The sequence below is a fragment of the Tardiphaga sp. 215_C5_N2_1 genome (assembly GCF_052076055.1).
Taxonomy (GTDB): domain Bacteria; phylum Pseudomonadota; class Alphaproteobacteria; order Rhizobiales; family Xanthobacteraceae; genus Tardiphaga; species Tardiphaga robiniae.
Window position 1 is genome coordinate 2,368,831 of sequence record NZ_CP197240.1, and the last position, 14,518, is coordinate 2,383,348.

Here is a 14,518-nt window from a genome sequence, read left to right on the forward strand (position 1 = left end):
TCCGCGTCGTGGGGGGGAACCGTATCGTGCATACCCTATCCAGTCCTGTCGTCAGCGGCGTCTGCCTAGCAAGCGTCGCGGGCAGTAGTAAGGCTGGAATCGGCGAGACCGAACAGCGCTAGCCCTTGAAAACATGCGGTAAATTTGCCGCGGGCAGATGTAGCAGGTCTGTATGACATATCGCAAGGCGGCGCGCGCGCCGAGGTTGCGTTTCAGGTCACAAAATGGAGCGCAGAGGCTGTTGTTTCATGCTGGTGCAACGAGCGGTGCTACCAGTTGCAGACCGCTTTCGTCTTTCAGAGCCACACCGGTGATGTTGCGATTCAGCCCTTCGCGCGCCAGCCAGGCAATCTTGCTCGCTGCCTCCTCGAAGGACAGGCCGGCCGCCTGGATGTTCGACACGCAGTTGCGCGCAGCGTCCGTCAGACCCGGCTGCGGTGCGAAGGTCAGGTAGGCGCCGAGACTCTGCGGCGCGGACAGACCAGGACGTTCGCCGATCAGCATGATCGTCATCCGGGCCCTCAATAATGCACCGATCTCGTCGCCGAGCGCGACCCTGGCGCCGCCGGCAACCACGACAGCGCCGATCCCGCCCCCCGCCAATTTGGGCATTAACGCGCCCAGCAGGCCAAGCGCATGCGCATTGACCGCAGCCGGAGACAGGCCATCCGCAATCACGATCACCAGATCGCACGCGGCGCTGTCGCGCCCTTCAAGCAACTCCTGTGACTCGCGAGACAGTCGGCGGCCGAGATCAGGACGCTTGAGATAGTCGGCACGATCCGCGACCTGGCTCGTCACCACCAGCGCGCTCGTCCCCAGCCCGGCCAGCGCGGCCGCGATGGCTTCGGCCTCGAAGGGCGCATGGACCGCGTCACGTGCGCGGGCATGGTCGAGCGTGAAATCAAGCAGGGCCTGCGTGGTCAGACTGGCTCCGGCCCGGCCGAGCCCCACACGCGCCGGGGTCAGCGCCCGCAACTCCGCGAGGGAGCGCTGCGGCACCGGCGGCGTCACATCATTCCGATCTGTCATGACGCCAGCCTATCGCTCATTCGGCCGGAACGGCAGCGTCCTGCAGCTTCAACGAATAATAGGACGCGTTGGTCTGACCACCGGACGCATCGCGGGCAAAGTTGATCAGGTGGTGCGCCACCATGATCCCGCTGATGAGATATTCGATCTCGCCACGGGCCAGCCGACGGAGCGCGAATTTCCAGAACGCCCGCTTGTAATCGCCGAGCACACCGACCTTCCAGAAGATGTTGCGCAGCATCACCAGCCCGAGCCGGATGCTTTTCCAGGTGAGCATGGCGCCGATCGGCGGCTTGATCCGGTTGGGATAGGTATGGCGGATCTGGTACTCGAAGCGCTCGAGCAGCTTCTCCGGCACATAGGCACTGCCCATGGCGCGCCGCCAGCTTTTCACCACGTCCTCATACGGCAACAGGAAGTCGACGTTGGAATCGCGGCCCTCGTCCTCGTTCAGGCGTCCTTCCTTCTTCAACCTATCCCACAGTGGCGTCTGCGGCAGCGCCTGCAGCAGGTTGATGGTCAGAAGCGGAATCTGCGACGTTTCCACGAACTCGAGCAAATGCTGGCCGGTCTCGGGCTTGTCGGTATCGAGGCCGAGGATGATGCCGGACACGACTTCCATGCCAAAGCTGTTCAGCGTCTCGATCGCCTCCATGATGGGGACCATCATGTTGTGATCCTTCTTCATCGCCTTGAGGGCGACGGGATCGGGCGTCTCGATGCCGCAGAAGATCGTGCCGAACCAGGCTTCGCGCATCAGCGAAAGGATCTCCGGCCGCTTGGCGATGTTCAGCGTCGCCTCGCAGGACAGGCGCAAGACAAAACCGGTCCTCTTCTGCCACTCGACGAGATGCGGCAGCAGATCGAGTGCGGCCTTGCGATTGCCGATGAAGTTGTCGTCGACGAAATAGACTGAGCCCATGATGCCGCATTCGAGCAGCTTGTCGAGTTCGGCGGTGATCTGCTCCGGCGACTTCAGGCGCGGATTACGACCGTACAGACCGGGGATATCGCAGAACTCGCACTGATATGGACAGCCCGAAGAATACTGGATGCTGCCCAGGAAGTAGCGCGGAATATCGGCCAGTTCATAGGCCGGAATCGGAAACCTGGTCATGTCCAGACGGTCGGTGGTCTTCAGCACGACCTGCTGGTCGGGGCGCGACGTATCCTTTTCCAGGATATCGATCAGTTGATCGGTGGCATCACCGAGTTCGCCGATATGGAGATAGTCGAAAGCCGGGTAGTAATCGGGGCATGACGAGACCGACGGCCCTCCGATCGCCACCGGAAGATCGTAGGAATGCGCGCGGTAGCAGATGTCGTTCATCTGCGTACGCTGGATGTGCATGCCTGACACCAGCACCACTTCGGCCCACAGGAAATCATTGGGCGTGGCGGCGCGAATGTTCTCGTCGATAAAACGGACTTCCCAGTTCTCGGGCATGTAGGCGGCAATCAGCAGCAAGCCCTGGGGAGGCATGAAGGCCTGAACGCCGTCGGTCAGAGGGTATGAATATTCAAACGTGCCAAATGAAGACGTGTATCGCGGAAAGACGCACAGGATGCGCCGGACCGTCTGCCTGCCCTCAGCTCTCATCAAAATTCCTCTGTGAATGCATCAGCGGTCCCCATAAGCGCTGAACCTTCAATAACGTCGCCGAGATAAAACCGTTCCACTCCTGCCGAATACTTTGAGCGATCTAATCACGGCGTCCGAATCTGGGCCAGAATTTCTTCAAGATTGTGGCGGGCGGTGACAAGGTCGTGACCAGCTCCGCACAAGTGCGCACAAAGCGCCAAGCCTTATGACGGTTTATTGACGTCAGGCGATCAGACGCGCGGCCAGATCGGGCAGCAGGCCTTCCTGATCGCGGATGCGAAGGTCCGCTCCGGAGAGCCCGACCCGTTGCAGCCAGTCGTCGAACTCCGGTGCGCGTTTGAGCCCAAACAGGTCGCGGATATAGAGCGCATCGTGAAATGACGTCGACTGGTAGTTCAGCATCACGTCGTCAGCGCCGGGGACACCCATCACGAAAGTCACACCGGCCGCGGCCAGCAGCGTCAGCAGATTGTCCATGTCGTCCTGATCGGCTTCGGCATGGTTGGTGTAACAGACGTCGACGCCCAGCGGCAGGCCAAGCAGCTTGCCGCAGAAATGATCCTCCAGCCCGGCGCGGATGATCTCCTTGCCGTCATACAAATATTCCGGCCCAATGAAGCCGACGACGCTGTTCACCAGCAATGGGTCGAACGCCCGGGCCACGGCATAGGCCCGCGCTTCCAAAGTCTGCTGATCGACGCCGTGATGGGCGTTGGCCGACAGTGCCGAGCCCTGCCCGGTCTCAAAATACATGACGTTCTGGCCGAGCGAGCCACGTTTCAGCGAGAGCCCGGCGGCATGAGCTTCTTTCAAGATTGCCAGATCGATGCCGAAACTTTTATTGGCGGCTTCGGTCCCGGCGATCGACTGAAACACCAGATCGACCGGGGCACCCTGATTGATCAGATCAAGGCTGGTCGTCACATGGGTGAGCACGCAACTCTGGGTCGGAATATCCAGCTTGGTGATGACATCGTCGAGCAGCCGCACCAACCCGCCCAGCACCGCAGGATCGTCGCTTGCCGGATTGATGCCGATGCAGGCATCGCCGGAGCCGAGCATCAGCCCGTCGAGAATGGATGCCGTGATGCCCCTGATATCGTCGAACGGGTGGTTCGGCTGCAACCGCACGCTCATGCACCCGCGCATACCGATCGTGTTGCGAAAGCGCGTGATCACCTCGCACTTCCTGGCCACCAGGATCAGGTCCTGATTGCGCATCAGCTTCGAGACCGCGGCGGCCATTTCCGGAGTGATGCCGCGGGCGACGGTCTGAAGGGCTTGCGGCGTGGCCGCGTCTGACAGCAACCAGTCACGAAAGCCGCCGACGGTCAGCGACGAGATCGTGGAGAATGCGGCGGCATCATGCGTATCGACGATAAGACGCGTCACCTCATCGTCCTCGTAGGGCACGACCATTTCCTGCAGGAATTGCCTGAGCGGCACGTCGGCGAGCGCCATCCGCGCCGCGATCATCTGCTCGGCGGTCTCGGCTACAATCCCGGCCAGCCGATCACCGGATCGCGGCGGCGTCGCCTTGGCCATGAGGTCGCGCAGATCCGCGAAGACATGCGTATGGTCACCGATGGCATGGCGATAGATCATGGCCGGATTGTTGGATATTCGCCGGAGGCTGTCTAGACGTGCCGCCCCGCGGCAACGCCGGAGGACCACGCCCATTGGAAATTGAAGCCGCCGAGATGGCCGGTGACGTCGACGACCTCGCCGATGAAATACAGCCCCGGCACCGATGTCGCTTCGAACGTTTTCGATGACAGTTCTGTGGTGTCCACACCGCCAAGGGTTACCTCGGCCGTGCGATAACCTTCGGTGCCGTTCGGCCGCACGCGCCACTCCTTCACCGCCGCCGCCACCGTCCCCAGAAGCTTGTCCGAAAAATCCGCCAGCCGCGGCGGGCCGGCGATCTTGTCGGCGATCATCTGGGCCAGTCGCTTGGGCAGGAGGTCGCCAAGCACGGTCGCCAGTTCCTGCCGCGGACGTTCGCGGCGTGCCTCCTTCAAGGCGACGAGCACATCGCGCGTCGGTGCCATGTCGATGACGACATCGAGCCCGTCGCGCCAATAGGATGAAATCTGCAGGATCGCCGGACCGCTGAGACCGCGATGGGTAAACAGCAGCGCCTCGTCGAATTTGGTCTTGCCGACGCTGACCACGGCATCGACAGCCACTCCCGCCAGATCCTTGAATTGCGCAAGCGCCGCAACGTCGAAGGTCAGCGGCACCAGCGCGGCCCGCGGCGCGATCATCCTCAGCCCGAATTGTTGCGCCAGTTTGTAGCCGAAGGCACTGGCGCCCATTTTAGGGATCGAGGGCCCGCCGGTGGCGACAACCAGCGACTGACACCGGTACTCGCCCTGATCGGTGGCGACGACAAAGCCGCTGTCGTTCTTCGTCACGCCGAGAATGCCGACGCCAAGCCGCATCTGCGCATCGCCCCGGCGGTTTTCGTCCAGCAGCATGTCGATGATCTGCTGGGACGAACCATCGCAGAACAATTGCCCGCGCGTCTTTTCGTGATAGGCGATGCGATATTTTTCGACCAGCGCGATGAAGTCCTGCTGAGTAAACCCCTTCAGTGCGGATTTGCAGAATTGCGGATTCTGCGACAGGAAATTCGCCGGCGTCGTATGCAGGTTGGTGAAATTGCAGCGGCCACCGCCCGAGATGCGGATCTTCTCGCCCGGCGCCCTCGCCTGCTCAAGCAGCATCACCGAGCGACCGCGTTGCCCCGCAATACCGGCGCACATCAGGCCGGCCGCACCGGCACCGAGAATGACGATGTCGGCCGTGTTATGCGCGCGACGAACGATGGTCATTCCAGCAGCAGCACATCGACGGCAACGGCGAGCTTCTGCTTGCGCGCCCCGACGATCACACCATCGACCGGCGACACGTCGGAGAAGTCGCGGCCGATCGCCAGCACGATGTGATCGTTCTCGACCAGGATATCGTTGGTCGGATCGAAGCCGATCCAGCCGAGTTCCTCGCCGCACCAGACCGACACCCAGGCATGGGTCGCGTCGGCGCCCTGCAGGCGTTCCTTGCCCGGCGGGGGAATGGTGCGCAGATATCCGCTGACATAAGCGGCAGGCAGACCGATGCCGCGCATGCCCGCAATCATGATATGCGCAAAATCCTGACAGACGCCGTGGCGCTTATCCAGCACCTCCTGCAACGGGGTCGAAATCACCGTGGCCTTCGGATCATATTTGAACTCGGTGCGAATGCGATGCATCAGATCGACGGCCCCGGCGAGAATGCCGCGGCCTTCGGTAAAGCTCACCGCTGCATAGTCCGTGACGGCATCGATGATCGGCACGAGCGGGCTGGCGAAGACGTAGCCGATCGGCGACGCACCGCTGAGATCGCTGGAATCGAACGACGCCTCGCGGACGCTCTCCCAGGAAGGGCTAACGTCGCCGCGCCCCGGTGCGAAACGCTCGACATAGACCCTCGACCGGCTATCGATGCGCAGCATCTTGTGCGGGGTTTCGATCAACACGCTTTCCGTCGGCGTGCCGAAGAAATCCGTCCGCATGGCGCGGGCCGCCGGCAGCGGCTTGATATCGACGCTATGCGAGACCAGTTGCTGACCAGCGCTGCTATTGGGTTGCAGCCGCAGCGAGCAGCGCGCATAGCTCACCGAGCTTTCATAGCTATAGGTCGTGACATGGCGGATTTCGTAGATCACGCCAGCCCCGTGAGCTTTTCAGGACGCGATGCGCTGGCGCCGTGCGGGAAGTAATGCAGGCCGATCGAATCCGCCAGCGTCAGCAGATCCTGCTCCAGCGCAAACAGTGACTTGGTGTGGATTTCGGATGCCTCGCCGGTGACGAGCGACGAGCGCAGCGCCACTGCCAGCCGCTGCGGCCGTTCCATCAGGCCGTTCTCCTTCAGCGTCGGCAGGCTGGCGATGTGATCGTTCAGTGCCGAGACCTGGAATGCCACCGAGCGCGGATTATAGGGATCGAGCACCACGAGATCGCGCACCGGCGCGAGTAGCGGGCCGACCAGATAGCGCGAGCGATAGGTGATCTGGCAATCCACCAGCGTCAGCAGGATATCGAGATCGTCACTCGTCGCCTCGTCGGATGCGAATTGCCGCGCAAAGCGCGTGGTATTGATGGCGCGTTCGGCACGGCGCCCCATTTCGAGGAAACGCCAGCCGGCGGCACGGTTCATGTTTTCCTGCGCGAGACCGGCGAAGCTCGCCAGTTCCTGCAAGGTCAGCTCGGCCGCACTGACGACGTCATCGTCATCTTCGACTTCATGCGCAAGCCGCTCGGCCATTTCGGTGATGACCTGCCAGGCGTCGGGGGACAGCCGTTCGCGCAGCGAGGTGGCGGTCCGCAATGCAGCGCGCACCAGCGATAGCGCCGAGCCAAACTGCTCCTCGCTCTGCAAGGCTTGCGCGGCGACCTTCGCCGGTTGCGAACGTGATGTCAGCGATGTCGCGCCCCAGGTCATCAGCATGCGCTGGATGCGCTCGATCGATTGCTGCCCAGTGGCGCCGCCCTTGCCGGGATCGCGCTGCGGCACGCTGAGTGCACGGATCAGACGCAGTGTGGATTCGGCGCGTTCGAGATAGCGCCCGAGCCAGAACAGATTGTCGGCGGCACGGCTCGGCACCCAGCCGGCGATGCGGCGGATACGCACATTGTCGACGGCCGGCAGCAGCGTCGAGGCCGCCACGGCCTTGTCGGCAACCACCCAGACGTCGGCGGCGCGTGCGCCGGCGCCCATGGACACGGCGCGCGCATCGGGTTGATCCGCAATCCGGCAGAACCCGCCGGGCATGACGGTCCAGCCCTCAGGCGTCGCCGCCGCGAAAACGCGCAGCACGAAAGGGCGCGGCGCGAGCCGGCCATTGTCCCAGACCGGCGTGGTCGAGAGCTGCACCAGCTCCTGCCCGACATAATCGACACCGCGATTGGCAATCGCCGCCTTCAGACGCTCGCGCTCGCTTGGCGAGAGCTGCGACGGCAGCACCGGCGAGTAGCCAGGGAAACCGGGCACCGCTCCGCCATAGGCGCCTTCGATGGCAAAATCGTCGAGCCGCGCCAGCACTTCTTCGCGCGCCGATTTCTGACCGCACCACCAGGTCGCGATATGCGGCATCTTGAGTGGTTCGCCGAGCAGCTTCCGGCTCAAGCTTGGCAGGAAGCCCAGCAGTGCGCGCGCTTCCATCACGCCGGAGCCGGGCATGTTGGCGACGACGACGCCATTCTTTCTGACAACGTCGATCAGCCCGGGCACACCGAGTTGCGACGACGCATCGAGTTCCAGCGGATCGAGCGAATTGGCATCCACGCGGCGCAGCAGCACATCAAGGCGCTTCAAGCCGGCCACAGTGCGGATGTGCACGCGGTCGCCGGAGACTGCGAGGTCATCGCCTTCCACCAGCAGGAAACCGAGATAGCGCGCCAATGTCGCATGTTCGAAATAGGTCTCGCTGAACGGCCCCGGTGACAACAGGCCGACCCGCGGTTCGTCACGATCGGCCGACGCGCGCAGACTGTCGCGGAAGGCTTCGAAGAACGGCGCGACGCGCTCGACATTCATCGACTTGTAGAGATCGGTAAAGGCGCGCGACAGCACCAGCCGGTTTTCCAGCGCATAGCCCATGCCGGACGGCGCTTGCGTGCGATCGCCGAGCACCCACCAGCGGCCGTCGGGGCCGCGGCCGAGATCGGCGGCATAGACGTTGAGATAGCGACCGCCCGGCGGCTTCACGCCGCGCATGGCCCGCAGATATTCCGAGCTTCCGGCAATCGCCGCCGCCGGGATCGCGCCGGACGCGACAAGGCTGGCATCGCCATAGAGATCGCCGAGAATCTTCTCCAGCAACTCGGCGCGCTGGGTCATTGCCGCCGAGATCTGCAGCCATTCGGATTCGTCGATCAGGAGCGGCACATGGCTGAGCGGCCAGATCCGGTCGGCGATTTCGCCGGGCGCGCGGTAGGTGACGCCGGCTTCCCGGAGATGACGGTCGGCGGAACCGAAGCGGCGTTCGATCTCAACGGGCGCCATGGCGCCGAAAGCCTCGAAGAAACGCGTCCAGACCTCCCGCGGCGTGCCGTCCTGGGCGATGAATTCGTCGGGAATTCCGGGCAGCCGCTCGTAGTCGCGGGTCCATTGCGCGACCTTACGATGTCCCGGACGGGGCTTTTTCCCCTGACCGGCCTGTCCCGTCATTCCGACTCTCCAGCCCAAACTGCCTGCATTCTCAATGCAGGAGAGGCGTTCGCAAGTCGAGGGTCAATGGGAATTCAAGTGTGCGTTCTGCCCTTGGCGGAGCGATTTCGCCGGGCGTGTGGCCGATCTCTTCGAACCGGGCCAGCCGCCGGGCCTCCGCCTCATAGGCATTGACCGGTTTTGTCTCGTAATTGCGGCCGCCGGGATGCGCCACATGATAGACGCAGCCGCCGAGCGACCGCCGATTCCAGCTGTCATAAATGTCGAAAACCAGCGGCGCATGGACCGGGATCGTCGGATGCAGGCCGGAGGCCGGCTGCCAGGCCTTGAAACGGACGCCGGCGACCACCTCGCCGGCCCGGCCGGTATCGGTCATCGGCAGCGCACGGCCGTTGCAGGTAATGATGTGCCGCCCCGGCGTGAAGCCGTTGGCCTTCAATTGCAGCCGCTCCACCGAGGAGTCGACATAGCGCACGGTGCCGCCGGCTGAGCCCTCCTCGCCCAGCACATGCCAGGGTTCCAGCGCCTGCCGGACTTCCAGCGTCACGCCGCCATAGGTGACGTGGCCGAACACGGGAAAGCGGAATTCGAGCTGGGCTTCGAACCATTCCTTGGAGAATTCGTAACCGGACCGGCCGAGTTCACTCAGCACGTCCTGGAAATCCTCCCACAGGAAATGCGGCAGCATGAAGCGATCATGCAGCGCCGTCCCCCAGCGCACGAATTTGCCGTCCTGCGGCTCGCGCCACATTTTTGCGATCAGCGCGCGGATCAACAGTTGCTGCGCCAGCGACATGCGCGGATCGGGCGGCATCTCCAGCGCACGGAATTCGACGAGGCCGAGACGCCCTGTCGTGCCATCGGGCGAATAGAGCTTGTCGATGCAGATCTCAGCGCGATGGGTGTTGCCGGTGATGTCGACGAGGATGTGCCGGAACAGCCGATCCACCAGCCACAGCGGCGCCTTCTCGCCGGGCGGCGGCACCTGCGCCAGCGCGATCTCCAATTCATAGAGACCATCATGCCGCGCTTCGTCGATGCGCGGTGCCTGACTTGTCGGGCCGATGAACATGCCGGAGAACAGATAGGACAGCGATGGATGGCGCTGCCAATACAGCACGAGACTCTTCAGGAGATCCGGCCGGCGCAGGAACGGCGAGTCAGCCGGCGAGCTGCCGCCGACCACGACGTGATTGCCACCACCGGTGCCGGTGTGACGACCATCGAGCAGAAACTTGTTGGCGCCGAGCCGCGTCTTCGCGGCCTCTTCATAGAGAAATGTCGTGGTATCGACGGCCTCGCGCCAGCTCGAGGCGGGATGGATGTTGATCTCCAGCACGCCGGGATCGGGCGTCACCTTGATGACCTCGACGCGCGGATCGAACGGCGGCGGATAGCCCTCGACATGCACCTGCATCTGCAATTCTTCGGCCGTCGCCTCCAGCGCCGTCACCAGTTCGAGATAATCTTCAAACTTCTCGACCGGCGGCATGAAGGCACAGAGAATGCCGTCGCGGATTTCAATCGACATCGCCGTGCGTACGCCGCCGGAACGAATCTGCTGCTCCTGAACGTATTGCGCGGCAGGCTGGTTTTCCGCAGACGCGATTTCGTCGAACACCGGCATGTCGCCGCGCGGCTCCAGCGGATCCTGCTCGACGATGAACGGATATTCCTCTTCGGTGAGGTGCGGCAGCGACGACAATGGCAGGCGCAGGCCCATCGGTGAATCGCCGGGTGTCAGGAACAGATTGCCACGGCGCAGCTTCCACCGCTCGGACCGCCAGCGTCTGTCCGCGGCCGTCTCCGCATTCCAGCGCTGGATCGGCAGCACGAACCCTTTCGGCCTGTCGAGGCCATGTTCGAAGACCCGCGCCATGCGCGCACGTTCCTCCGGATCGGGCAATTTGGAGTCGCCAGGCACGACATTGTTCGGCAGGTTCGATTCTTTCTGCTCCCAATAGACGGGATCCTCGAAGGCCGGAATGACATAGTCCTTCGGCAGCCCAAGCCGCCGCGCCGTGCCTTCGGCGAAGCGCTCGGCACCGCCGATATCGGCGCTGCGCGGGCCTTCGATCCGTGAGATCAGCGCATCGTTCTTCCAGATCGGCACGCCGTCCTTGCGCCAGTACAGGCCGAACGCCCAGCGCGGCAGGCTCTCGCCGGGATACCATTTGCCCTGCCCGTAATGCATCAGGCCACCCGGCGCGAAGCGCGTCCGCAACCGGCGGATCAGATCGTCGCCGAGGCCGCGTTTGGTGGGGCCGACGGCGGCCGTATTCCACTCCGGCGATTCCATATCGTCGACCGACACGAATGTCGGCTCGCCGCCCATGGTGAGACGCACGTCATGCGCCTTCAGATCGGCATCGACCTTTTCGCCGAGCGCGTCGAGCCTGGCCCAGGATTCATCCGAGAACGGCTTGGTGATCCGCGGTGCTTCGCGAATACGTTTGACGCCCATCGCGAACGCGAACTCGACTTCGGCGAAGCCCGCCATGCCGGAGATCGGCGCCGCCGACCGGAAATGCGGCGTCGCCGCCACGGGAACGTGCCCCTCGCCCGTCAGCATGCCCGAGGTCGCGTCGAAGCCGACCCAGCCGGCGCCGGGGATATAGACTTCGGCCCAGGCGTGCAGATCGGTGAAGTCCGCTTCGACTTCGGGCGGGCCTTCGATCGGATCGATGTCCGGGCGCAACTGGATCAGATAGCCGGAGACGAAACGTGCAGCGAGACCGAGATGGCGCAGTGTCTCGATCAGGAGCCACGCAGAGTCGCGGCATGAGCCCGCGCCGGACAGCAGCGTCTCTTCCGGAGACTGCACGCCAGGCTCCATGCGGATGATGTAGTTGACCTTCTCGCGCAGGCGCGCATTGAGATCGACGAGGAAGTTCACCGTGTTCGGCGCTTCCTTCGCGATCTCTGCCATATAGGCGGTGAAGCGCGGACCTGGTTCGGTCGTCGCCATATAGGGCGCGAGTTCGCTCTTCAGGTCATCGGTATAAGCAAACGGAAACGTCTCGGCATAGGGCTCGACGAAGAAGTCGAACGGATTGATCACGGTCATTTCGGCGGTGAAGTCGACCTCGATCTTCAGCTCATTCGCCGGTTCCGGGAAGACGAAGCGCGCCAGCCAGTTGCCTTGCGGATCCTGCTGCCAGTTCACGAAGTGATTGGTCGGCGTGACCTTCAGCGAATAACTCAGAATCGGCGTGCGCGCATGCGGCGCGGGTCGCAGCCGGATGGTCTGCGGCCCCAGCGTGATCGGCCGATCATATTTGTAATGGGTGACGTGGTTCAGTGCGACGAAGATCGACACAGTGGCGCAACTCCAGCAGCTTTTTTAAGCAGAACACCGGAGGTGCCAGGGATCAAGCTCTAACAACGGGCACGATGTGCCTCGATTGGGGGCGCTTCACCTAACTCAGCCCTCATGGTGAGGAGCGCGCCGCTTGGCGCGCGTCTCGAACCATGAATCGGAGTGTTGGGCCATCCTTCAAGACGCGGCGCAAGTGCGCCGCTCCTCAGGATGAGGACGGAGCAGCGGTCCCCCTCACATCGTCGCGCCCAGGACCCAGGGCGCGAACTCCGCGCCGCCGAAATCGAAGCTTTCGCTCTTGGTCGGCGCGCCGGAGGCGGTCTTGAGCATCAGCTCAAAGATGCGCTGGCCGCATTCCTGCACTGTCTCGTCGCCATCGAGGATGGTTCCGCAATTGATGTCCATGTCCTCTTCCATGCGCTTGAACATCGGCGTGTTGGTGGCGAGCTTGATGGACGGCGCGGGCTTGCAGCCAAACACGCTGCCGCGGCCGGTGGTGAAGCAGACGAGATTGGCACCGCCGGCGACCTGCCCTGTCGCCGCAACGGGGTCGTAGCCGGGCGTGTCCATGAACACAAAACCCTTCTTGGTGATCGTCTCGGCATAGTTCAGCACGTCGACGAGATTGGTCGAGCCGGCCTTGGCCATAGCGCCCAAAGATTTTTCGAGAATGGTGGTGAGGCCGCCGGCCTTGTTGCCGGGACTCGGATTGGCGTTCATCTCGGCGCCCTCGCGTTCGCAATAGGCATCCCACCAGCGCATCAGCCCGACCAGTTTCTCGCCGACCTCGCGCGACACCGCGCGGCGCGTCAGCAGATGTTCGGCGCCATAGGTCTCCGGCGTTTCCGACAGCACGACGGTGCCACCGTGACGCACGAGCAGATCGCTCGCCGCGCCGAGCGCCGGATTGGCGGATATGCCCGAATAGCCATCGGAGCCGCCGCATTGCAGAGCGACGGTCAATTCGCTGGCAGAGACTTCCTCGCGCGTCACCTTGTTGGCATCGGCCAGCACTTCATTGACGAAGGCAACGCCGGCTTCCGTGGTCTTGCGCGTGCCGCCGATTTCCTGGATCTGCATTTCGCGCAAGCGCCCGGCGAGCTTCTGCTCCTGCATCAAGCCGCCGATCTGGTTGATCTCGCAGCCGAGGCCGAGCACGACCACGTGGGAGAAGTTCACGTGCCGCGCGTAGCCGCCGAGAGTTCGGCGCAGCAGCGTCAGCGGTTCGTCCTGCGTCATGCCGCAGCCCGTCTTGTGCGTGAGTGCGACGACGCCATCGACATTGGGATAGTCGGCGAGCGGGTTGTGGCCGGTGAAGGGATTCTTCTTGAATACATCGGCAACCATGCTGGCGACATGGGCGCTGCAATTCACCGAAGTGAGGATGCCGATATAGTTGCGCGTGGCGACGCGGCCATCGCTGCGCTTGAGACCCATGAAGGTGGCGGGCAAATCGAAATTCGGCGTCGGCTTGACGTCGACGCCATAGGCGTAGTCGCGATCGAAATCGCCCATGCCCATGTTCTGCGTATGGACATGCTGGCCGGGCGCGATCGGCTGGGTGGCAAAGCCGATGATCTGCCCGTAGCGGCGAATCTCCTCGCCGGTGGCGATGGGCCGGATCGCGACCTTATGGCCCGCGGGGATGCGCTCCGACGTCACGACGCCTGTCGTCACCTCGATACCGGGCAGCAGCGTGGTACGCGCGATCAATACGGCGTCGTTGTCATGCAGACGAATGACGGGAGATGGAATCATCGGGATTTCCTCGCGCGCGTTTTGTGGTCTGGCAGACCTCTTGTTTGGAATGACTCTAGCTGAAAGAAGTAGGCGGCGTCAGCCCTGCTTTGGCTCATGATGACGCCGATCAGACATGCGTCATCGCCCCCATTGTTTGCGGCGCGGGGGCGCCGTCGTCGCTTGCATTCCCGCCCCCTTGCGAGAGGGCGTGCGGAACGCCGGGTGCCCGTTGCACCCTTGGGCCTGATGCGATGCGGTCTTCCGCAATTTAGAGTGCATCAGGACTTTCGGAGGCGCCGAGCAAGTGCCCGACGTTCCGCCTGCGGTGTTTTTTCGGTTGCTTGCACTTTGCCTCGACGAACGCTCCGATCGCGAATTAAAGTCCCAAGGCGATGGGAAGGGAGCCTCAAGCGAGTAAGCCGAACGCGTTTCGAGTTGGTCGTCCGTCACACTGTCCAGGGAGTCTTTCCATCCCAGGGCCGGCCGTCGCCATGCCAGTGGCAGTGCTGGCGCAGATCCGTCCTGCCCGAAGACAGACGCTTCCCCATGAACCGCGTGACGCCGCATCTCCGGCGTCCACCGCATCCAGCCCCGCGAACGTGACGATC

8 protein-coding genes are annotated in these 14,518 nt (G+C 63.3%); all 8 read right to left on the bottom strand.

Annotation, left to right across the window (positions count from 1 at the left end; translation table 11 throughout):
* Positions 1 to 246: 246 nt before the first annotated feature.
* The 8 genes from eutC to AB7828_RS11440 all read right to left on the bottom strand — a co-directional run bounded on the left by eutC (position 247) and on the right by AB7828_RS11440 (position 13,928).
* Positions 247 to 1,032, bottom strand: a complete 786-nt coding sequence (eutC, locus tag AB7828_RS11405; protein WP_441230188.1) for an ethanolamine ammonia-lyase subunit EutC — start codon at positions 1,030 to 1,032, stop codon at positions 247 to 249.
* A 16-nt stretch (positions 1,033 to 1,048) separates the two neighbouring features.
* Entirely contained in the window at positions 1,049 to 2,632 is a 1,584-nt protein-coding gene (locus AB7828_RS11410) for a B12-binding domain-containing radical SAM protein (protein ID WP_089265078.1), read from the bottom strand.
* 225 nt (positions 2,633 to 2,857) lie between these two features.
* Positions 2,858 to 4,240 (bottom strand): ethanolamine ammonia-lyase subunit EutB, encoded by a 1,383-nt coding sequence (locus AB7828_RS11415; RefSeq protein ID WP_441230189.1) that lies wholly within the window; start codon positions 4,238 to 4,240, stop codon positions 2,858 to 2,860.
* A gap of 32 nt (positions 4,241 to 4,272) precedes the next feature.
* Positions 4,273 to 5,472 carry an NAD(P)/FAD-dependent oxidoreductase gene (locus tag AB7828_RS11420; protein WP_441230190.1) on the bottom strand — a complete coding sequence of 400 codons (1,200 nt, stop codon included), beginning with the start codon at positions 5,470 to 5,472 and terminating at the stop codon, positions 4,273 to 4,275.
* Positions 5,469 to 6,347, bottom strand: coding sequence for a transglutaminase family protein (locus AB7828_RS11425; RefSeq protein WP_441230191.1), 879 nt, complete (start codon positions 6,345 to 6,347; stop codon positions 5,469 to 5,471). The genes AB7828_RS11420 and AB7828_RS11425 overlap by 4 nt, the downstream gene beginning before the upstream one ends.
* Positions 6,344 to 8,851, bottom strand: a complete 2,508-nt coding sequence (locus AB7828_RS11430; RefSeq protein WP_441230192.1) for a circularly permuted type 2 ATP-grasp protein — start codon at positions 8,849 to 8,851, stop codon at positions 6,344 to 6,346. Before AB7828_RS11430 ends, AB7828_RS11425 begins: the two co-directional genes overlap by 4 nt.
* 31 nt (positions 8,852 to 8,882) lie before the next feature.
* Positions 8,883 to 12,170, bottom strand: coding sequence for a DUF2126 domain-containing protein (locus tag AB7828_RS11435; protein ID WP_441230193.1), 3,288 nt, complete (start codon positions 12,168 to 12,170; stop codon positions 8,883 to 8,885).
* A gap of 234 nt (positions 12,171 to 12,404) precedes the next feature.
* Complete coding sequence (locus tag AB7828_RS11440; protein WP_175367960.1) at positions 12,405 to 13,928, bottom strand: UxaA family hydrolase; 1,524 nt, start codon at positions 13,926 to 13,928, stop codon at positions 12,405 to 12,407.
* Positions 13,929 to 14,518: the final 590 nt, after the last annotated feature.

Coding starts and splice junctions, on each gene's coding strand:
- eutC (WP_441230188.1), bottom strand. CDS start 1,032: ATGACAGATCGGAATGATGTGACGCCGCCGGTGCCGCAGCGCTCCCTC.
- AB7828_RS11410 (WP_089265078.1), bottom strand. CDS start 2,632: ATGAGAGCTGAGGGCAGGCAGACGGTCCGGCGCATCCTGTGCGTCTTT.
- AB7828_RS11415 (WP_441230189.1), bottom strand. CDS start 4,240: ATGATCTATCGCCATGCCATCGGTGACCATACGCATGTCTTCGCGGAT.
- AB7828_RS11420 (WP_441230190.1), bottom strand. CDS start 5,472: ATGACCATCGTTCGTCGCGCGCATAACACGGCCGACATCGTCATTCTC.
- AB7828_RS11430 (WP_441230192.1), bottom strand. CDS start 8,851: ATGACGGGACAGGCCGGTCAGGGGAAAAAGCCCCGTCCGGGACATCGT.
- AB7828_RS11440 (WP_175367960.1), bottom strand. CDS start 13,928: ATGATTCCATCTCCCGTCATTCGTCTGCATGACAACGACGCCGTATTG.